Below are 19,045 nucleotides of genomic sequence, written 5' to 3'. Positions count from 1 at the left end.
ACTAAGCGGGAAGCCCTACCCAGGATTAGATCTCCCTGACCGCAAAGCCCGTCTGCTGATCGCAGACGATTACGATGCATCTCATCCCCTAAAGCCCGCTTCATGCGGGCTTTTTGTATTATGGGGCGGCCTCGTGCGGGCTTTGGGTATTATTGGGCGGCCTCGTGCAGAGGGAGTGATTGCGATACAATGTAGCTAATTGGAAAATATACTGATTGAATTGATGTTGACAATGGTGTAGAGGGTTGTATTGGTCGATCATGCTTCGACGCAATGGCTTGAAAGTTTTTTTCATAGTGGTCCTCAGCGCCTGCGCCGTGTCGCCACAGGCTGATAGGTATCTGCCTGCTGCTGAAGGTCAACCCGCAACGCCTGATCAGTTAAAGAATATTCAAACGATTTCTGTAGAGGTGAAACTTGATTTGCCGGCAAAAACTCCCGATGCCTGGGCTGCTGAGACGGTAAAGCGACTGCTCACATATTCCGGATATAAGGTCGTTTCCGGGAAGGCTCCGGCGAGGGCAGTATTGCGGATTTCTGGAGCCGCTCTTGGAGGAGGTTATACTGCACCGGGAAGGTCCGGGTATTATTATACGGGCACCTTGATGCAGGCCACTCTTGATCTTTATCCTGATGATGGTCATGTTTCATCGATTCAGTACTATGGGCGAAAAGATCCCGCTTTTTATACTTATTTAAATTACGACATGCTTGATCCTCAAGGAGCTCCGTTCGAAAAGAATTTTCTCAGCGAGCGGGATGGATTTGCGCGTCTGTATTTCGAGCAGACGCGAGAGTTGTTCGGTGAAGCGCCCGTTCTTCGCGCGGCTGCAGATGACAGCGCGTCGCCGCTTCTGCGTCGAACTGCTTATGAACTGATCGGTGTCTGGAATTTGCCGGAGGGATATTCCTGGTTAAAAAGAGCCATATCTCTGAAGCGAGATGGGTATGAGCATTATGCTGCTATTGCTGCAATAGCGAAACTGAATCTTCCTGAGACTCAGGATGTGCTGCTGGAGTATGTCAGAAAAAATCGAAATGATCCGCGCTACTCTACTCCTGCAAACAGAGCCCTTGGCTTTTTAATAGAGCGACCTCCTGCTGGGACGGTCTGTGAACTGGCCTCGTTGCTTGCTCACTACAAGGTTGTTCATACACTGGAGAGTGATTTTGCCGATAAGGCTGTTGCAGAGGGTGGGCCGGTCAGAATAGCAATAGGCTCTACGAGGCGGGACGGAGAGGTCGTGAAGCAAAATAATCCGTGCCTGGCGAACTTGTTTCCATTCTCAGTCTCGACCTGTTTGACCTCGCCCAATTGAAACTGTGCTGATGTCGGGTAACCCGAAACCTCGGGCTCTCGAAGAAAATGCGATGAAAGCATACAATAAGGCGAAGTCCCTTTCTATTCTGCAATTTCACATTTCAGCTGCATTGGTCGTTGTCATGTTTGGGTTCCTTGCCGGCTGCGGTGAAGAGAGCTCCGATAGGCAAGAGTCGGTTTCAAACGCACCTCGCTCCCGCGCCGAGCTGGAGATCAAAGAAGCCAAAGGGAAGGAGAATCTGCTTCTATTCTTTATCAATCCAAACGGAGCGCCCTGCCAGACCCAGGACAGGATCTTACAGTCGATGAAGAAGCGCATCGAGTCGAAGGTCAGATATGTTTATATCAGCGTGAATGAAGCCGACAATCGTCCGCTTTTTTATGAATATGGCGTTCGGGCTCTACCGTATCTTGTAATCCTCGATAAGGCCGGCAAGCCTGTTTCGGCGTTCCCTCCGGGCATACAATCCGAAGCCGTGCTCATGAGCGATATCAGCAGGCTACCCTGAGGTATTGTCATGCAGTTTGCACTCGTTCAATCGTTCGCTGCTTTAGGAGCGGGCTTCGCAAGCGTTGTGTCGCCCTGCGTTCTGCCCATTCTGCCCATCATCGTTACGGGCACTCATCGAGACGACCGATGGAGGCCTCTGCTGCTTGTAATCGGCCTGAGTATAACCTTTGTGGTTATGGGAATCATCAGTTCTCTTTTCGGATCGTTTCTGATGGGACGCATCCAATATATAGAAAAGGTAGGGGGCGGCATAATCCTCCTGTTCGGTATTCTGACGCTCCTGAATATCAATCTGTTTAAGAGTGTGCGGTGGTTCGCCGGCATCCAGGTCCGACCTGATGGGAAGTGGTCGGGCCTCTGGATCGGTATGAGCCTCGGGCTTGTCTGGATTCCCTGTATCGGCCCCTTCCTGTCGGGTGTTCTGACTATGGTCGCTTCGCAGGGCCAACTCTCTTCGGGAATTACGCTGCTGCTTATCTATTCCGTCGGATTTTCCGTTCCCATACTTGCAACCGGTTACTTCTCACACTGGAGTCGAGCGAGGCTGCCTGGATTGCACGAGAGGGAGTGGATAGCGCGCTATATTACAGGTGCGATTCTGGTTCTTTTCGGCGCTTACATCATCTTCATCGGAAGCCTTCCGCGTTTTTATTCCTGACGCCGATGCGTCTTTCGCTTGTCGAATTCCGGCCGGGGGCCATGATCGCACATGGCCCTTTTTCATCCGTTAAACGAAACCTGGGATCAGTACGATGAGACGACCCGGAAAATCTTTCGCGCCACCGTCGACTTTTTCGAGAAGAAGGGAAAGCGTGCGCTGAAACATGAAGATCATGAGGTGATCTGGTATCAGGACTTTCTCGATTTTCTCAAGAGCGAGAAGGTCTTTTACTACTTTCTTACTCCGGCCGAGTATGGCGACTCTGCAGACTGCCGGTGGGACTCGGCGCGCAACACCGCATATTCTGAGATCCTTGGATTCTATTCTCTCTCACACTGGTATACCTGGCAGGTGTCGATTCTCGGATTGGGACCGATCTGGATCGGCAAGAATGAAGAGGTGAAACGAAAGACCGCTGCGAAGCTTAAAGAAGGCGGCGTTTTCGCATTCGGTCTTTCCGAAAAAGAGCACGGAGCCGATCTGATTGCATCAGACATGATGCTGATTCCAGAAAACGGAGCCTATGTTGCCAGAGGCGATAAGTATTATATAGGCAACGGCAACTGTGCCGCTTACGTTTCGGTCTTTGGTAAGATTGCCGGTCGCAGAGAGGAGTTCGTCTTTTTCGTCGTAGAAAGCGAGCATCCGAAGTATGAATGCACGGGGAATGTCGTTCGATCGCAGAAATACGTGGCGGAGTTCGTGCTGCACGATTATCCGATCACCGAGAATGAGATCCTCAGTCGGGGCAGAGACGCATGGGATGCCTCTCTTGCAACTGTGGCCTTCGCGAAATTCAATCTCGGTCTTGCGGCGATTGGAATCGCAACACATGCCTATTACGAAGCTATTAATCATGCCTCAGCCCGCAGGCTGTACGGTACGTATGTTACGGAGTTTCCACATATTATACAGCTCTTTACGGAGGCCTATGCCCGCCTTGAGGCGATGCGATTGTTCGCCTATCGCGCAAAGGATTATATGAAGGAGGCTTCGGCGGATGACCGTCGATATCTTCTGTATAACCCGATGGTCAAGATGAAAGTAACCATGCAGGGAGAAGAGGTGATCAATCTTCTCTGGGACGTCATCGCCGCCCGTGGCTTTGAAAAAGACACCTACTTCGAGTCGGCGACGCGTGATATTCGCATGTTGCCGAAGCTTGAAGGAACGGCGCATGTGAATATGGTGCTCGTTATTAAGTTCATGCAGTCCTTTCTGTTTGAAAAAAACAGAAAGTCGCCGCCGCCCGTCGACTTCGGTCCATCGCAGGACGGCTTCCTGTTTTCACAGGGCTCTACGACGAAAGGGCTGGAGCAAGTCCTGCCGGGCGATTATCAGGCTGTCTATTCAAGATTTGATACGCCGAACCTGAACATCTTTCGCCGGCAGATCGAAAGCTTGAAGGCTTTTCTCGCTGAATGCGGTCCCGATAAAGATCAGTCAAAGGATCTCGATTTTATGTTAACGCTCGGCGAGATTTTCACGCTGGTAGCCTACGGGCATCTGATTCTCGAACAGCTGGAACTCGACACGGGCAAGAATCCGAAATCGAGCGATGTCTCTGACCTGATAGACGTCATCTTTGACTTTATGATCCGGGATTTTTCCAGGCATTCCGTCACTCTGTACGGCAAACCTTCGGCAACGGATGCCCAGCAGAAGGCCTGTCTGTCTATGATCGAAAGACCGCTCACTGGAAAAGATGTCTTTGATCGTGTTTCTCAAAGAGCTCTCTCTTTGAATGGATCCTACACAATGCCGGAGTGATTGAATGGCATCGGTATGGCGTCGCATGACTGTTCTGTTTGTGATTTTTTCCCTGCATGGCTGTGTGCTCAGTAGTGACCCCGATGATCCTCCCTGCGCTCAGGCCGCCCGGGGAGTAAAACGGGAGTTCTGTAACCCCGATCAGCTTGATCATCTTTATGGGGAGCGACTGCAGAAGGACATTGAGCTGTTATGCGTGGCTCGCATGCTGCAGTGTATCAATGATTGTGACGGAGAGGTCGATCCGGTTGCATGTAAAGGGCAGAACCAGTGCATTCCTGCGAACGGTTGTGTCGTGGATATGAGTAAGGTAATTTGAAACATGCGCGGGCTCTGGCCCGGCTCATAACGAGAATTAGGGGAAACGGTTTATGAAGTGTGTGCGATGTGAAAGAGAGAATGATGAGGGTGCCGCGCAGTGCCGATTCTGTGGAGCGACATTGCCTGCGATCCCCGAAAATCGATGGAGTCGAGTCACAGGTAGTCTCTCGGCAATGCCATCATTCTTTAAACTGCTGCTCGGCCTGTTAACCGTCGCTCTGATCGTCGCCATCCCGGTGCTTTTTGTAACGGGGATCGCCATGATACCCGGATTTGCCAGCGTGCTTTTTCTGATCGTTGGATTCTTCGTCTTCCGTTCGCTGCACAGACCGGTTGGAGCCGATAAGGCTGTGGTCAGTTCAACCGTGCTGGCTGCTGCGGTGGGCTTTTTTGCTCTGATGGGAATGGCCGTTGATCAGCGTGGGAATCCGATCTATAATGCCCCGCTACAGCTTTTCTGCCCCGCTGGATCACAGCTGAATCATGGCACCGTTATCTCGCATCCTCTGCCGGGCCGCACAGATATGACGCAGGATTTTCGATGCATCAATGAAGACGGAGGGACGGCGCTTGTTCTGACGCCGTTTCATCTTATGGGCGTTCGACTGGGGGAGTATATCGTGCTCGGCTACGCTCTGTTCTATCTGACGGGCGCCCTCAGGCGCAATCGTGAGTGACAGGCCGTGTTATGAGTCTGCTTCCGATTCTGCCGCTGTGCAATGGCCGCTGAGAATGGCCTGCGCGAGAACAAGGTTGTTTGTGGGCTGGCGCTTAACATAGAAATACTTGCAGAAGAGCAGGCTGGATGAAAAACCGTGGCATGCGCTTAATGGCTCTCTCTCTTCTGCTTCTGGTTTCTTGCGCAAGCGGAACGACCTACCTCGATCCCGAGAATCCATCCGGGGCGCCGGGATGGGGAGCGTATGAGGTCAGGCGTGCCAGCACCGATCTTGTGACAGAGCTCTATCGCTATCTATCAGAGAAAGATACCCCGGCTTTGCTTGCATTCAAGCCGATTCGCAATCGCACCACCGAGCATATTGAAACCGAGATGCTTGCCGATCAGATTCGAGCGAGCCTCATTGCAAAGAAGATCTACTTCGTTCAACTTGGCCTCAGAGGCGAGATTCTGAAAGAGATGGAGCTCGGCCAGTCCGGACTGATCGACGATTCAGCCATTCCCATCGGACATTTGAAATCACCGAACTACTATCTTGAAGGTGTGATTACCGATGCCGTGAATCAGAACAACGGCAACTCGATTCAATATATCATCGTCACCTTGAGTCTGACCTCGGCGCAGACAGGGGTTACGGAATGGGTTGGAACGAAAGAATTCCTTAAATCCACCCGGTCTGACGTTATAGGCTGGTAAGAAGCTTTACGGTCTTGCTAATCGCCGTCGGGCAGGTAGTGAATACTCACGCCTTGCGGTGCATTCGGTCTTTCCTCGAACGTTTGCATCTGTCGTCCGTCCCATACTCGAATCGGTCCTCGACCGCCGGTAATAAGATGCGCGCGTTCGGGTAGAAAGCGCACATAGCGATAGCGATCCGAGATGTCGAACTCATCCAGCGCCGTATTGACGCTGTCTTTGACCATATCTCGCGCGAACTCGTAAGACCACTGCGTCCCTTTGATGGCGATGAATAGCCCGACAGCGACCGCTTCTTGAGAGTCATGTCCGTAATAAATGATAGCTCCGCCGACGCCGATGCTGAGAACGGTGCCGACGATGCCGACGGTGATCCCGGCACCGGCCTTCGCCGTGCCTTTTGCCGTACTGACAAGCACGCGCTGCCCGTAACGCGAATCATCAAGAGCTTCGCGAATCACGTTGTTTCGCTGTAGATGTCGCTCGTACCAGGGATGGGAATGCGGTGATCGATTTGAGGGAAGTGCGCGACCGGTTGCGTCGAAGAAGGTGAGGCGCTTCTCTCTGTTTTGATTGCGGAATTCCAGATCTCGCATTCCTCGAAGTGGATTCATCTGCATCTCTGGTTTCCAGTATGGCTCCGGCCCGGTTCCTGTAAGCACGATCGTCAGGCGCTCTGGCGGGGCGGATAACTCAGACAGCGCGGCCGCCCATCGAAGCGAAGGATCAAGACGGGCCGCTACGCGAAAATCCACGCGAGCATCCTCCCAGCGGTCACACATCATCCACAGGGCGGCAAGGATAACCCTCAGCATCGGATCGTCAAAGCGTCCTGCCCGGGCCTTGCCTTCAAGCAGGAGAGCAGCCTTCTTCGCCTCAACGACGGCGCTGTCCGTTTCACCTCGCAGGCTGTAGCCCCAGGAAAGAAGCATGTGCATCCAGATGATTTCGTGTTCCGATGCATAATAACCTTCGGGCGTCTCAATATAAAAAAAGAAGGCAAGCTCTTCGCTGACGCGGATGCGAACGCTGTGGTCCACTTTTGCGGCGAAGTCACGCAATTCGTCAATGTCGGGCCTTCCCTGCAATAATGCAAGATAGGTCTGTTCCATGGTCTTTATAAAGGTGCCCTGTTCTCCCGGTGGAAGAAGCCTTTCTGCCTCTGCCGGGCCTTCTTTTCTCAGGGCTTCTACAGATGGCCGATAATCCGATCGAGTGAGGAAGGACGTGCTGGTGCATGACGTCAGCCCGGCCAGAGAGAGCAGAAAGCACGGAATGATAAATCGACTGTATCTGCGGAAAGGGAGGAGCATTTTCGTCTCTATAGCTCTCGGTGAGATAGTGTTTACTCTGATGCCTCAAGTAAAAGAAAGCTCTTAATCGTACCGAGTCCTTTCACCTCGATCATGCCGCGATCCTCAAAACGGAACTTCGCCTTGATCAGTTCGTAAGTCGTTTCAGTGACCTGAATCTGCCCCGGAAGCCCATGCGATTCCATGCGCGATGCCGTGTTCACGCTATCTCCCCACAGATCATAGATGAATTTTCGCTTTCCTATAACGCCGGCGACGGCATCGCCTGAGTTGATGCCGATCCGCAGTTCAAGAGGAAGATCGGTTTTGTTGCGGTACTGGCGAATTACATCGAGCATGTCTATGGCGAAACGAGCCACCTTTTCGGCATGTTCGGGGTCTGGCTCGGGTAAACCTCCGACGACCATATAGGCGTCGCCGATTGTCTTGATCTTCTCAAGGCCGTGTCGATCGGCCAGATCGTCAAAGGCAGAAAAGATTTCGTTGAGAAGCGAGACGACCTCAACGGCCGACATGGACCGAGCGATGCCTGTGAAGCCGACGATATCAGAGAAAAGCACAGTGCAGTGCTCGAAGCGCTCGGCGATGGTGTCAGGGCGCTCCTTCAACTGAGCTACGATGGAGCCGGGTAGTATATTTAGAAGGAGACGTTCGGATTTCTCTTTCTCGGCGGCAAGGATTCGATCCGCAGTGCGAAACGTCCGTTGAATATAAAACGAAAAGGCGAAGATGAGAACGGCTACGCTGAGCGTGACCGTTTTTTGCTGCTCTGCAAAGTCGACAGCAGCAGTAACAGGCGATATTGCGTTCAGCAGCGGAGCGGGTATAAACTGAAACGCAAGAAAGGTCAAAAAAACGACGGCAGCCGCCGGATACATATAACGGCCTTCGTTCGACGGAAAGATAAAAAAGACGGCAACCATCTCGGTCAGAAGGAACAGGTGAAAGTTGGCCTCGCCGCGCGAAGCGATGGAATTGAAAACCATGAGAAAAAACGAGAGAAGAATGAACAAAAAGCGAGCCTTCAACGTTTTCCCTCGCGCATTCAGAGCAAGCACGGAAAACAGTGAAACGGCATAGAGAGAGGATGGAATGGCGTAAACGACAGGCAGCCGGTCAAAGAGCAAGAGTAGCGGAATGACGATACTCAGAAATCCGATGATGACGATACACAGTCCGTTGACGAGGATGATGTGTTTGTGTTCGGCCGGGTTGCGAGAAGTCGGAACGCCCAGATAGGCGATCGTATTCCAGAGGAGCTGGAGCATGCATCCGTCATGGAACGGCCCCTTCAGCGGATCAACTGAAAATCCTGTAGCGCCGTGAAAAACCGCTTGCCCGCCTTCTGCGTTTTCGCAGCTTCCCATCATGCGCTCTCTTCCCGTAATCGTTTTCTCGAAAAATAAGGCCGAGCTTGTCGAACAGATCGATCGTGTGCATCGCGAGCTGGCCGAATTCTACAAAGAACTGCCTCTGGATCGTATGCTCGTACCTGCCGATCCTATGGGCTGGTCGGCTCGCAAGAACCTGCATCATATCGCCAGTACGAATCGCACTATGGCCCGTTATATTGGTCTTCCGGTCTGGGTTCTTCGCATGATGGGGAGGCCGGCAAACGCCTCATTAACCGTCGAGCAGATCGTTCCGACCAACCGACCACACATCACGGATCATGGAACATACCGTACCGGAAGGACTCTTGACGCGAAGCGACTTGACCGGGATATAAACGATCTGCTCGAATCGGCGCGCATGCTTGCCGCAGCCATCGAAGGCAAAACCGAAGAACAACTCGATTCTCTGAAGTCCCTTTTCGGAGGCATGACGCTGCGCATGTTCGCACATTTCGTGCTCAAGCACAGCGTATACCACAGCAACGTCGTTCGCTTCAGAATGGAGAACCGTTAACCGTTCATCGGGAGCAAGGGTCTTACGGCGGCGATCCTCAGACCTTCCTGCTTCCAGCTGAAGCGAAGCTCGCGAAAGGTCGGCGCTGTGGTCTGATCGTCCAGCACGCGACGAATCTCGGGCGATTCATACATCGAAGCAGGCATGCCGATTTCTCCCGATTCAAGGGCGCCTTCAAGTTTTGCGAGAAGGTTAACTGTATTCCCGAAGTAGTCGATACCCGTATTCAGATTTACGGCAAGCACCGGCCCGGATTGCAGAGCGATACGCAGCTTCAGCGGTTGATTCTGGAAGGCCTTTTGAATGGCCAGGGCTGTCGTGACCAGGGCCGTTGCCGAGGGCAGAACGGCGAACAGGGCGTCGCCGATCGTTTTGACGACCGCTCCTCCGTTCTTTTTTACTTCGGCGAATCCGATCTCAAAATGCTGCTTGACGGATCGAAAAGCGGCCGCATCACCCTGCGTGTCATAGAGACGGGTTGAGCCGACCAGATCGGTCATCAGCAGATACTGCGTGCCGATATCGAGCTGCAGACCCGGCTTGAGAGCCTCCTCGCTGAAAAGATCGCGAAAATCCTGATAGCGAAAAAGAGCGGCCGGCCTGAGAATATCGTCTCTTTCTTCGGCTCTGTCGATGACGAAGACCTGACGTCGTTTTGATGAGTTAACCAGCGAGAGTATGCCGGGCACGCGAACCGTCAGTCCACCGTTTATCTGTCCTTCCAGAGAGGTTATGTCGACTCTGACTTCGGTTTCGATGGGATCGAGCGCCGCGGCATCCACTCCTTTGGCCTGAAGCGTGATGGTCTTCGGAAGTCCGATGCCGCGCATTCTGTAGCGAGCGGGCGACAGATTCAGTTCCATCGTCTTTTGCTCCGATGGAGCTACCGTCGTCTGTAGCAGTATATGCGGTTTGCGAGCCGGTTCTGCCGAGCAGTAAAATCTCTTCTGCACCGTGCGAATAGACGGATGAAGATGAAATGTAATCTCAAGCGCATCGTAAGACGTTGCGTCGAAGTCGATCACGCAGACGTCGCAGCTGGCCTTCTCTGGAATATCGCCCAATCCAGGAAGCGAATCCCTGACTCCGCGGCAATGCGGGCAGATCACATCCCAGGAAAGCGTCAGCGCTCCCTGCCGCGTCAGATGAAGCATGGCGCGAACGATGGCGTCGGGCGGGCTGTGCAGTCTCTCTGCAACGGTATAAGGGCGGATGCGATCGAGCTCGTCTTCAGAGGATTTCTCGAAGTAATCAAACAGATCGTTCAGAAGCGTAGACGGCACGATTCCGGCCAGACGCTTCTTGATGTTCTCAATGCGCGAGCGAACCGTGTCTTCAAAGCGAAACTCTGCAGTCGGGGAGGGCAGAGAAGGAGCTGAGCCCTGCTCGGTTTTTTTAAGATTGCTCAGGAGCGCTGTATAACGCGATTTCATTGCCAGCATGCCGAGCTTCAAAAAGAGCCGCCCGGTTAGGTTGCGAGGGATCCAGCCGAAATAAATATGAAGCATCGATGACGAGGCAGTATCTGCTTCTTCAATAAGATACCGTGCTCTAACAAAGCTGGCCGGTCCTCTGCTGTAGATACGCGCATTGCTCAGTTCTTTGCCATAAAGCCATTCCCAGGGAATATCCTCCCACTCCATTACCCAGCCGGCGTTATTCGATCTGCCGAAAAGCACGCCGTCTTCTTCGACGAAGCTCATCTCAGGAAGGCCCAGCGCTCTGTTTGTTTTCGAGGTGTCAGAGATCTGACTCCACAGATCGTCGACGGAAAGATCGACGCGAAAAGACCACAGATTTTCAAGCGGCCGGATTCGTTTCCACAGTTCCGGCTTCCAGTGTTCGATTTTTTTCGGATGATGCCGTTTCCACTCTTCGGACCACGGATAACGTTCAAGCAGCTCGTTCAGTTTCATTTCGTCTCCTTTTCAGGCGTTTCTGTACAGCCTGTGACTGCCGGTCGCTCATCGGATAAAGCAGGAAGATACCGGCGCCGACAAGAAAAAACAATCCGACACCGGGCCCGAAAAGCCAGCCGAGAGCGACGTTGTTTCTCTCTTCGCCCTGTCCGATCCACTCAAGCAAAAGCCCTGTTAGAAGCAGCGCCATGGCCCGGCTCAGCTTTACGCCCATCTTCGCGTATCCGAAGAAAAGGCCTTCTTTCTGGATGCCGCTCTTCCATTCGTCATAGTCGACGATATCGGTAATGATTGAATCGAACAGAATAATGGATCCTACGAAAATACCGCCGGCAACGGCGGCGACAAGCGGCGGCCATAAAACCCGCTCGGGAAAAAAGGGATACGTGAACGTTGTCATCAATCCAAGAAGAAGCAGCCCATAAAAGGCCGGCCGACGTTTGCCGAACCTTCGCGAGAGAATTACCCAGAGCGGAATGGATGACGTCCACACGACGAGAAACGTGCCCAGCACGATATTGGTCTGCTCGGGTTCGAATGCCAGTCGATCTTCATAATAGAAAAGGGCAAGAGCGGAGTTGATGGCGACTCCGGCGTAGGCCGTCATGAAGGCCAGAAGCAGAGGGCGAAACACCGGATTGGTCGGAACAGCGACAAACTCTGCGATGCCGCCGGGGCTGCGCCTCTCTCTGTTACGAGGCTCCCGGGTCGTGAAAAACGTAATCAGCCCTCCGGCAACGACAAGCACGGCCAGCCAGAGAGCGGCGTCGGCGTAGGCTTCGATCGCCCGTCCTTTGCTCAAGAAGTAGCCGGGCAGCAGCGTGCCGGCAAGAAGGCCGATGTTACCCCAGAACAGGCGAAACCCGAAAAGCACGGTGCGTTCGCCCGGCGAATCGGTTAACTCTGCCGCCAGCGCCGCATGTGGAACGGCCGTTACGGTCAGAGCCGTATTTAAGAGTATGTAACTGACGAGCAGATAAGCGAATATGGCCGTCTGGCTCTCCGTTTGAGGGGGATGAAAGAGAAAGGCAAGGGCGAGAGCAAGCAGCAGCGACCCGACGAGGATGTAGGGACGACGGCGTCCGAAACGCCAGGCTGTGTGATCCGACAGGAATCCCATAAGCGGATCGCTCACGGCATCCCAGACGATGCTGAGAGCGATGGCCAATCCGGCGAGAAGTGGAGACAGGCCGACGGTATCGGTATAGAATTTTAGAAGATATAGCCGGACGACCAGCTCCGAGGCAAAATGGCCCATCTCTGCGGCCCCGTAGCCGATTCGTGTCATGGACTCATATTAGTCGAAGGATAAGGTTTCGTCGAATGTTTTTGTGCTACATTTGACAGTTCGGGCGGATTTTCGTCTCTTCGGGGATTATGCGGGCGCCATGGAGAGTCATCGGTGTTATCGAGAGGAGCAGCTATCCGGATGACGTTTACTCAAACGGGCTGATCTCTTCGATGCGGCTGGCGTTCGAGAAAAGCATGAACAGGCGGTCGAGACCGAGAGCGACGCCTGAGCCGACGGGCATCCCCTTTCGGAGAGCCGAAAGAAAGGCTTCATCAATCTGGCGCTCGGGCTTGCCGATGCTTTGCCGAATGGCGTTGTCGGCCGCAAAGCGTCGCATCTGTTCGTCGGGATCTGTGACTTCGTAGTAGCCGTTGGCCAGCTCCACTCCCTTCCAGTATAGCTCGAAGCGCCGCCCGATATTTCCCTCGATGACGCTGTAGGCGGCGAGCTCGGCGGGGTAGCCATGAACAAAAAGCGGATAGGAGTGCAGGGCAAGTGCCGGCTCTACCGTATGCAAGAAGACACGAAAGAAAACCTCATCGTAACGATCCTTGCGGATCTCATCGGCCGGTGCCAGGCCGAGTTCGATCGCCCGATCTTCGAGAGAGGATCGTTCCATTGTACAGCCGGCATGCTCACGCAACAGATCTTCCATAGAGAAGATCGGAATGTTTGTACTGAGTTCGGAATCAGGGAATTGCACATGTAAGAAGCGCAGCAGTTCAATAATCTGCTGCATGAGGGCGTATTCGTCGGCCCCCGGCAGATACCACTCGAGCATCAGGAATTCACGCGTATGCAGAGGGCTGCGGCTGCCACCATCGCCGCCCCGAAAGACATGAGCGATCTGAAATATCGGGCGGCGGACCTCGGCCAGTACCGTTTTCATGTGGTACTCCGGACTGGTGATCAGAAAGCCCGGAGGCGCACCGGTCGGATCCTGAACGTGCAAATTTTCGATAAACGGTTCGGGGGTCCCTGTCTTATGAAGAAGTGGGGTCTCAACTTCGAGAATATCGCGTTCTTGAAAAAAAGTGCGCACCGACTGTAAAAAGCGGGCCCGTGCCTCTAATAGATCCGCTGGAAGAGAACGCATCGGTGCAGGATGGGCCAGAGAAGCCGGGCTTCAATCCAGAAACGACGATTTCTTACATTTTTTTGCACCGATTTGTCCCGGACGGGGACTATAAAGAGTAGGCCCGACCGAAATAGAGATGGCAGGCGCCAGAATTTTCCGGGTAAGCGCCTTGAGTCTGCCTGGAGTGACTTTTCAGCAAAAGTCGATAAAAAAATGAAACCGGCGGTAATTTGATACGAAAAGAAGTTGATTCGAACGTCTTTACTTTTAGAATGATTCTAATCGGGCGTGTGAGGTGCTCAGATGACTCAGAAAACGGCTCAAAAAACAGAAAATCAGGTGATGGGATCAGAATTTGACGAGCTTGTCGCTCCAACTCCGTCCCGTACGACAGAAAAAAAGATCGAAACGGTGAACGACTCGATCCTGAACTGGTATCTTAACGAAATCCATAAGATCCCTATGTTGAGCAGAGAAGAGGAGTATCGTGTCTCTCTGCTTGCAAGAGATGGCGATGAAGAGGCTCGAAACCTGCTTGTTCGCTCCAATCTGCGGTTTGTGGTTACGATCGCAAAGCGGTATCAATCCTACGGCCTGACGCTGATGGATCTGATTAACGAGGGCAACCTCGGCCTGATCAAGGCAGCGGAGCGTTTCAATCCCGAGCGTGGGTTCCACTTCATCTCGTATGCGGTCTGGTGGATTCGTCAGTCGATCAAATACGCCATTCAGCAGAAAGCCAGCCTGATCAGACTTCCCCTGAATCGTATGGCCGACCTGAAACGCATCGACGAGGCAGAGCACTGGTTCGAGAACCAGGAGGACATGGAGTCTTCGATCGAAAACATTGCCGAATATATGGATATGGAGGTGTCTGAGGTCACCCACCTGATCCGTATGAGCAAGGATCATCTCAGTCTTGACGCTCCGATGGCCGATTCCGAGGACTTTACTCTCGGCGAGAACATTCAGGATAAGAAAGAGGTCGAGCCGCATAGCAGTCTTGAATTCGAACAGCTGAAAGGCGAGCTGACGAAAAGCCTTGATCAGCTGAGCGAGCGAGAAAGAAAGGTGATCATGCTCCGGTTCGGTCTTGATGGCGGTCCGATCTACTCGCTGCAGCGTATTGGTAAGATGGTCGGTCTTTCCAAAGAGCGTGTGCGACAGATCGAGAAAAAGGCGCTTCGTAAGATTCGAACGGGGGTAAATTCCAGACAGCTGGGAGCCTTCCTCGCCTGAATGATTCGCATCTTTTTTCTACTGAGCCTCGTTTCCGGGGCTCTCTTTTATAGATATCCGGCGGTTGGCTACGATGCTCCGCCGGATATTTCCGTTCAATGCTCCGATTTCTTTTCGTCGGCGGACTACCAGACTCTGCGCGACGAGGATGGTCCGGTCTTTTATGACCGCGGTAAGCGTGTTCCTCTTGATCCCGATCGGCTGTACTTTGTACCGCCAGAAGGGAACGGTTATTTTGAATACCAGAAGATCGGTAAAGAGATCGCCTATTATGCGCATCCCGATGAGCTCTACTGGAAGCGCGAAAGCGCCTCGTATCCGGTCTCTGACCCTCGGGGAAAATGGATTCTGCTGCTTTCGGGCGATCTTACGGCCGTGCGGCTGATGGATCATAACGGCAATGCCGCTCCGGGCCTTCCGCTGTCGGGCGTTCTCATGACCGACTATGCCTTCAGCGATGCAGAGCACAGCGATGAATCGAAAAATTCGGCCCAGACAGCCGGATCAACGGCCGCCGTTCTCTTCTCATCGGGGCCCGTCTATATCGTGCGTTTTGAGCCGGACTTTCGCATCTTCACGTTAACCATTCCCGGTGCTGAACGGTCGTTTGCCAAATCCGTGGCCGTCGGCGGCGACCGTATCGCCATTCATTTGCAGCAGGATGATCAGGATTTTATTCGCGAGTATCGCCTTGATGAAGAGAAAGAGCGACTGAAAGAGATCGAATCTGTGCGTCTGCCGCTTGTCGTTCCGCATCGCATGCCGATGGCGCTGACCGAATCGGGCGTCCTCTTTGCCACCGGTCGCTTTGCCGGGCAGATAGAAGACGGAGAAATCTCGTGGACGGGGAACGGAGACGGCACAACGGCCTTCCATGCTGATACTCCCGGGGCCGATATTTCAGGAGTGGAATTTCAGGGCGATGCGTTAGCCACCGGAGGTTTCGCCATCGCCGGAGGGGAGCGCTTCCTGTATCTGCTTGTTAAAAACGACGATCAGGAAGAGAAGCCCGTCGCCGCAACTCTGCGACCGAGCTCGCCGTACCGATTGCTGCGTCATAAAGGCGGCATCAGTATTGAAGACTCAAACGGCTACTGTACGATACGCCCGTCTGCATCCCGGAAGTAGATCGAAATGGCCTTGTTGCGAAACTCCGCCTCGGGTTGCAGCAGGCCAAGGATCTCGGTCTTTTTGCCTGCCTGAATGTTGAAGATGAGATGATCGAGATTCTCTCGCGAAATAAAAAGCCCTCTGCCGTGCGAATCCTGGAGCGACAGCGGTCTTCCCCGTTCGTCATAGGATACGTTTCGTTCGAGTCGATAGAGGATGTCGGATCGATCGAGTCTGCCGCTTGAATCGGTAACGGCAAAAAGCAGGTTGTCGCGGTACACTCCAAACGAAAGCTGAATGGGCTGTGTGAACTGATCGGAGGCGTAGTCGCGAGCGTTCATCGTCAGTTCTTCGAGTATCAGGCGAATGACTCCAGGCGCTCGATGTCGCTTCAGAAGCTCGGCAACCATATCACACATGCGAAAGCGCTCTTCGTCCGAGCTGATCTCGCAATGCAGTAGCGTTCCGGCGGGCAGCCGGGCCTCTTCGTCACGATGCATCGCATAAACCCTGCCGATGCTTACTGGCTCTTCAATAAGATCGGGAAAATAAAGAGAGAATCCGAAGATATCGGGGCCGGTCAGCTTGCGCACCATGACGCCGACCATCTGTAAATCGAGGAAGGTCGATTTGGGGATGATATTCCAGATGCGGTGCTCCCTGGCGTATTTCACATAATCGTTCACGTTATATGCGGTCATCAGCGCATACTGCATCTCAGGATACGCCGATTGCACATGCTGAATCAATTCGATGCCGCTCATACCGGGCATGCGAATATCGCTCAGAAGTAGATCGAATCGTCTTTCAGAGAGTATTTCCAGGGCCTCCTGTCCATCGCCGGCCGTAACTACGGTGAAATGCGGGGAAAGAAAATCCTGTATGGCGAGCCGGATCGAGAAGATGTCGTCGACGACGAGTATGCTTTTCATGCCCATCGCTCCTGTTTACCCGAAGGCATGGAGATGAAGAAGAATGTACGGCCGCGGCTCGATCTGATTTTCAACCGTCCGCCGTGCTCCCTCACGATATTCAAACAGATCGGTAACCCCAGGCCGGTTCCGCGTCCGGTGCGTGAGCCTGAATGAAACGGCACGAATATCCTCTGCAGAATCTCAGGAGGAATACCGCCTGCATCGTCGGCGATGGTGATGTAGATAGAGTTACGAAAGTGCTTCAGGTGAACGCTGATGACGCCTTCTTTATAATCGTAGGCCTGGATGGCGTTTCGAAACAGGTTGAAAAACAGTCGCTCCAGTTTATCGGGATCAGCGGGCAGAATGAAGTCGTCTGAGGCGGGAATCTCCCAGCGGATCTTGCGCGAGAGTACGGGATACAACCGGGCGGTGTTATCGCGGGCCTTTTCGATGATACGAACGAGATTGATCTGATGCTTCTCTTTGATGCCGGGCCGTGCGAGGCTGAGAATATCCTGAACTATGCGAGATGCCTTTGATAGATCTTTGTAGATGAACTGCAGCCTCTTGATCACCTCTGACGAGTCCATCGTCGATATATTCGCCTGCAGATTCTGCAATGTAAGCGATATGCCGGTGAGCGGGTTGTTCAGTTCATGCGCTATGCCCGATATCATCGTACCCATGGTGGCCAGGTTTTCGATGCGCAGCATCTCTTCCTGTCTTTCGCGTTCTTCGGTAATATCTTCAATCATCTCGACGATGCGAATGCTGTTCGTTCGAATCAGGATAAAGGTGATCTTGAAACTCTTTTCGCCCTTACCGACGCGCTTCTGAATGATCTTTTCGATGATGCGGTAGGGACGGTCCGTCTCGTCGTTTTCAGAGAAGACCTTCTTCCATTCATTCTCAAGAGGGCAGAACGGGCAGATATCGCCTCTGTTCTGGATCATGCGATGGCAGGATTGCTGGATGACGGATTTGTAGCTGTCATGGCCGGTATATCGCAGGGCGCGATGATTGAGACGCATGATGCGAAAGAACTGATCGATTCCAAAGCTCGCTATGGGCTGGGCGTCGAGGATCGCTTCGGTTTCGGCAAGGCGCTGTTCGAGCGTATCATGCAGCGACATGGCGCACCTTCAAACGATGCCCCATCCTGTCAATCAGAGCCCTGTCGGGCGTCAGGTCGGGCCGGCCGGGAATCGAGCGGAAGGCCTTTCCGGTCTGAAAGCAAAAAGGCCCCCTTCTCAGGAGGCCTCTTCTCAGGTCGCGGAACGTCGCTCAGTATTCCGTGCTTTTTCGCAGAAGTTCGAGGACGGTATCGTTGTACGAGTTGCCATCCTTCTTCGCATAACCGTCGAGCAGACGATACAGAATGTTGTAATGATCGAGCAGCTTCGTATAGAATTTCTGCTTGAACTGATTCCGCTGCGGGAAATTAGGCGTGTTCGGCATCGTGCCCACGACGATCGCCTGGGAGGGCTTCTGATTGTAGCGGTGCAGGATGATGATATCGTCCATGGCCTCGGTCATCGGACTCGGATCGATAACGACTTCGATGTCTTTTACGCCTTTTTTGAAGTTATCGTGAACGATGCGAGTTACGACGAGGTCGAGCGTAAAATCCTGCTCGGTGTCGACGTTGCCCTGACCCGTTCTTTTATAGAAGAGGCTGACGGACTTGCGGCGCGAACCGATCGCTTCCCGAATGGGTTCGTCTTCGGCGTAGATGAACTCGAACTGCGTCAGTTCGATGCCTTCACGATCCTGAAAGGCAAGGGCAGGAACCTGAACACCGGCGTTGTTCGCTTCGGCCGTTTTTTCGCTGATCTTGGCCTGTGTCTCTGCCGTATCGCCGAGGCCTACAAGCAGAAAATCCGCTCCTTCCTTGACGTAACGCACATAGGTGTTGCGAGGAGTATAGACGATGTTCTTAAGCGTATGACGGAAATCGAGCGGATCCTGACGCTCTTTGAAATACTTGTCTCGGTCTTCTTTAGCCATGTTCACAAGCGGGCCAAACAGGGCTAGGCGCTTGTAGGCTTCGGTAACATTGCGATCAAGGATGCTTTCCGTGGTTTGCAGATCAGGGTAGGCCTTTTTCTCTGCTTCACGGTCGATGATTTTGGGTTTTGCAATCAGAGCGCCTGCGAACAGGGATACTGCCAGTGCTCCCGCTGTGGTGGTGAAAATCCGTTTCATAGTCTTCCGTCCCTGTAATAACCTGAGTCTTTGTATCATTATAGGAAATCGCGATCGCTGAATTTACTGTATTGCCGAAAAAAACACATCCCGCAACTAAAAAAAG

The 19,045-nt window shown here is 53.0% G+C and carries 18 protein-coding genes; 10 read left to right on the top strand and 8 right to left on the bottom strand.

What is annotated here, in order from left to right; translation table 11 throughout:
• Positions 1 to 260 precede the first annotated feature (260 nt).
• The 7 genes from LEPIL_RS03440 to LEPIL_RS03410 all read left to right on the top strand — a co-directional run bounded on the left by LEPIL_RS03440 (position 261) and on the right by LEPIL_RS03410 (position 5,959).
• Positions 261 to 1,319, top strand: coding sequence for a HEAT repeat domain-containing protein (locus LEPIL_RS03440; protein ID WP_002769961.1), 1,059 nt, complete (start codon positions 261 to 263; stop codon positions 1,317 to 1,319).
• Between the two features lie 52 nt (positions 1,320 to 1,371).
• Positions 1,372 to 1,830 carry a TlpA family protein disulfide reductase gene (locus tag LEPIL_RS03435; protein WP_143464591.1) on the top strand — a complete coding sequence of 153 codons (459 nt, stop codon included), beginning with the start codon at positions 1,372 to 1,374 and terminating at the stop codon, positions 1,828 to 1,830.
• A gap of 9 nt (positions 1,831 to 1,839) precedes the next feature.
• Positions 1,840 to 2,490 (top strand): cytochrome c biogenesis CcdA family protein, encoded by a 651-nt coding sequence (locus tag LEPIL_RS03430; RefSeq protein ID WP_002769959.1) that lies wholly within the window; start codon positions 1,840 to 1,842, stop codon positions 2,488 to 2,490.
• A gap of 51 nt (positions 2,491 to 2,541) precedes the next feature.
• Positions 2,542 to 4,263, top strand: coding sequence for an acyl-CoA dehydrogenase family protein (locus tag LEPIL_RS03425; RefSeq protein ID WP_002769958.1), 1,722 nt, complete (start codon positions 2,542 to 2,544; stop codon positions 4,261 to 4,263).
• A gap of 4 nt (positions 4,264 to 4,267) precedes the next feature.
• Positions 4,268 to 4,582, top strand: a complete 315-nt coding sequence (locus tag LEPIL_RS03420; protein ID WP_002769957.1) for a hypothetical protein — start codon at positions 4,268 to 4,270, stop codon at positions 4,580 to 4,582.
• A 175-nt stretch (positions 4,583 to 4,757) separates the two neighbouring features.
• Positions 4,758 to 5,261 carry a hypothetical protein gene (locus LEPIL_RS03415; protein ID WP_040918258.1) on the top strand — a complete coding sequence of 168 codons (504 nt, stop codon included), beginning with the start codon at positions 4,758 to 4,760 and terminating at the stop codon, positions 5,259 to 5,261.
• Positions 5,262 to 5,404: 143 nt separating this feature from the next.
• Positions 5,405 to 5,959 (top strand): hypothetical protein, encoded by a 555-nt coding sequence (locus LEPIL_RS03410; RefSeq protein WP_157135016.1) that lies wholly within the window; start codon positions 5,405 to 5,407, stop codon positions 5,957 to 5,959.
• 17 nt (positions 5,960 to 5,976) lie between these two features.
• On the opposite strand, the gene LEPIL_RS03405 is transcribed toward LEPIL_RS03410, so the two are convergent.
• Complete coding sequence (locus tag LEPIL_RS03405; protein WP_002769947.1) at positions 5,977 to 7,272, bottom strand: PIN domain-containing protein; 1,296 nt, start codon at positions 7,270 to 7,272, stop codon at positions 5,977 to 5,979.
• 32 nt (positions 7,273 to 7,304) lie between these two features.
• On the bottom strand, positions 7,305 to 8,540 hold the full coding sequence (locus LEPIL_RS21545) for an adenylate/guanylate cyclase domain-containing protein (RefSeq protein ID WP_078123227.1): 1,236 nt from the start codon (positions 8,538 to 8,540) through the stop codon (positions 7,305 to 7,307).
• Positions 8,541 to 8,640: 100 nt separating this feature from the next.
• On the opposite strand from LEPIL_RS21545, the gene LEPIL_RS03395 reads away from it, so the two are divergent.
• Entirely contained in the window at positions 8,641 to 9,180 is a 540-nt protein-coding gene (locus LEPIL_RS03395; protein ID WP_002769943.1) for a DinB family protein, read from the top strand.
• On the opposite strand, the gene LEPIL_RS03390 is transcribed toward LEPIL_RS03395, so the two are convergent.
• The 3 genes from LEPIL_RS03390 to epmA all read right to left on the bottom strand — a co-directional run bounded on the left by LEPIL_RS03390 (position 9,177) and on the right by epmA (position 13,486).
• The gene (locus LEPIL_RS03390; protein WP_002769941.1) at positions 9,177 to 11,096 is read right to left on the bottom strand and encodes an adenylate/guanylate cyclase domain-containing protein; all 1,920 of its coding nucleotides are present in this window, start codon (positions 11,094 to 11,096) and stop codon (positions 9,177 to 9,179) included. The two genes, LEPIL_RS03395 and LEPIL_RS03390, sit on opposite strands and share 4 nt — an antisense overlap.
• On the bottom strand, positions 11,074 to 12,387 hold the full coding sequence (locus LEPIL_RS03385) for an MFS transporter (RefSeq protein WP_002769940.1): 1,314 nt from the start codon (positions 12,385 to 12,387) through the stop codon (positions 11,074 to 11,076). The genes LEPIL_RS03390 and LEPIL_RS03385 overlap by 23 nt, the downstream gene beginning before the upstream one ends.
• Before the next feature lie 148 nt (positions 12,388 to 12,535).
• Positions 12,536 to 13,486: an EF-P lysine aminoacylase EpmA gene (gene epmA / locus LEPIL_RS03380; protein WP_002769939.1), complete on the bottom strand. Its 951-nt coding sequence runs from the start codon at positions 13,484 to 13,486 to the stop codon at positions 12,536 to 12,538.
• Between the two features lie 285 nt (positions 13,487 to 13,771).
• On the opposite strand from epmA, the gene LEPIL_RS03375 reads away from it, so the two are divergent.
• Entirely contained in the window at positions 13,772 to 14,707 is a 936-nt protein-coding gene (locus LEPIL_RS03375) for a sigma-70 family RNA polymerase sigma factor (RefSeq protein WP_002769938.1), read from the top strand.
• Positions 14,708 to 15,835, top strand: coding sequence for a hypothetical protein (locus LEPIL_RS03370; protein WP_002769937.1), 1,128 nt, complete (start codon positions 14,708 to 14,710; stop codon positions 15,833 to 15,835). It begins immediately after the preceding gene.
• Here the strand turns inward: LEPIL_RS03370 and LEPIL_RS03365 are convergent.
• The 3 genes from LEPIL_RS03365 to LEPIL_RS03355 form a co-directional block, all read right to left on the bottom strand.
• The gene (locus LEPIL_RS03365; protein WP_002769935.1) at positions 15,799 to 16,749 is read right to left on the bottom strand and encodes a response regulator; all 951 of its coding nucleotides are present in this window, start codon (positions 16,747 to 16,749) and stop codon (positions 15,799 to 15,801) included. The two genes, LEPIL_RS03370 and LEPIL_RS03365, sit on opposite strands and share 37 nt — an antisense overlap.
• Positions 16,746 to 17,867, bottom strand: coding sequence for an LIC_12097 family sensor histidine kinase (locus tag LEPIL_RS03360; protein ID WP_002769933.1), 1,122 nt, complete (start codon positions 17,865 to 17,867; stop codon positions 16,746 to 16,748). The genes LEPIL_RS03365 and LEPIL_RS03360 overlap by 4 nt, the downstream gene beginning before the upstream one ends.
• A gap of 151 nt (positions 17,868 to 18,018) precedes the next feature.
• Positions 18,019 to 18,939 carry a hypothetical protein gene (locus LEPIL_RS03355; protein ID WP_002769931.1) on the bottom strand — a complete coding sequence of 307 codons (921 nt, stop codon included), beginning with the start codon at positions 18,937 to 18,939 and terminating at the stop codon, positions 18,019 to 18,021.
• Between the last annotated feature and the right edge of the window lie 106 nt (positions 18,940 to 19,045).

This window comes from Leptonema illini DSM 21528 (assembly GCF_000243335.1).
In the GTDB taxonomy this organism is placed as follows: Bacteria; Spirochaetota; Leptospiria; order Leptospirales; family Leptonemataceae; genus Leptonema; species Leptonema illini.
Note: the sequence above shows the minus strand (reverse complement) of the source record. Positions and strands in the feature narration are given on the sequence as shown.

Coding starts and splice junctions, on each gene's coding strand:
- LEPIL_RS03415 (WP_040918258.1), top strand. CDS start 4,758: ATGCCATCATTCTTTAAACTGCTGCTCGGCCTGTTAACCGTCGCTCTG.
- LEPIL_RS03365 (WP_002769935.1), bottom strand. CDS start 16,749: ATGAAAAGCATACTCGTCGTCGACGACATCTTCTCGATCCGGCTCGCC.
- LEPIL_RS03395 (WP_002769943.1), top strand. CDS start 8,641: ATGCGCTCTCTTCCCGTAATCGTTTTCTCGAAAAATAAGGCCGAGCTT.
- LEPIL_RS03420 (WP_002769957.1), top strand. CDS start 4,268: ATGGCATCGGTATGGCGTCGCATGACTGTTCTGTTTGTGATTTTTTCC.
- LEPIL_RS21545 (WP_078123227.1), bottom strand. CDS start 8,540: ATGCTCCAGCTCCTCTGGAATACGATCGCCTATCTGGGCGTTCCGACT.
- epmA (WP_002769939.1), bottom strand. CDS start 13,486: ATGCGTTCTCTTCCAGCGGATCTATTAGAGGCACGGGCCCGCTTTTTA.
- LEPIL_RS03405 (WP_002769947.1), bottom strand. CDS start 7,272: ATGCTCCTCCCTTTCCGCAGATACAGTCGATTTATCATTCCGTGCTTT.
- LEPIL_RS03425 (WP_002769958.1), top strand. CDS start 2,542: ATGGCCCTTTTTCATCCGTTAAACGAAACCTGGGATCAGTACGATGAG.
- LEPIL_RS03385 (WP_002769940.1), bottom strand. CDS start 12,387: ATGACACGAATCGGCTACGGGGCCGCAGAGATGGGCCATTTTGCCTCG.
- LEPIL_RS03375 (WP_002769938.1), top strand. CDS start 13,772: ATGACTCAGAAAACGGCTCAAAAAACAGAAAATCAGGTGATGGGATCA.
- LEPIL_RS03355 (WP_002769931.1), bottom strand. CDS start 18,939: ATGAAACGGATTTTCACCACCACAGCGGGAGCACTGGCAGTATCCCTG.
- LEPIL_RS03410 (WP_157135016.1), top strand. CDS start 5,405: ATGCGCTTAATGGCTCTCTCTCTTCTGCTTCTGGTTTCTTGCGCAAGC.
- LEPIL_RS03360 (WP_002769933.1), bottom strand. CDS start 17,867: ATGTCGCTGCATGATACGCTCGAACAGCGCCTTGCCGAAACCGAAGCG.
- LEPIL_RS03370 (WP_002769937.1), top strand. CDS start 14,708: ATGATTCGCATCTTTTTTCTACTGAGCCTCGTTTCCGGGGCTCTCTTT.
- LEPIL_RS03435 (WP_143464591.1), top strand. CDS start 1,372: ATGAAAGCATACAATAAGGCGAAGTCCCTTTCTATTCTGCAATTTCAC.
- LEPIL_RS03440 (WP_002769961.1), top strand. CDS start 261: ATGCTTCGACGCAATGGCTTGAAAGTTTTTTTCATAGTGGTCCTCAGC.
- LEPIL_RS03430 (WP_002769959.1), top strand. CDS start 1,840: ATGCAGTTTGCACTCGTTCAATCGTTCGCTGCTTTAGGAGCGGGCTTC.
- LEPIL_RS03390 (WP_002769941.1), bottom strand. CDS start 11,096: ATGAAACTGAACGAGCTGCTTGAACGTTATCCGTGGTCCGAAGAGTGG.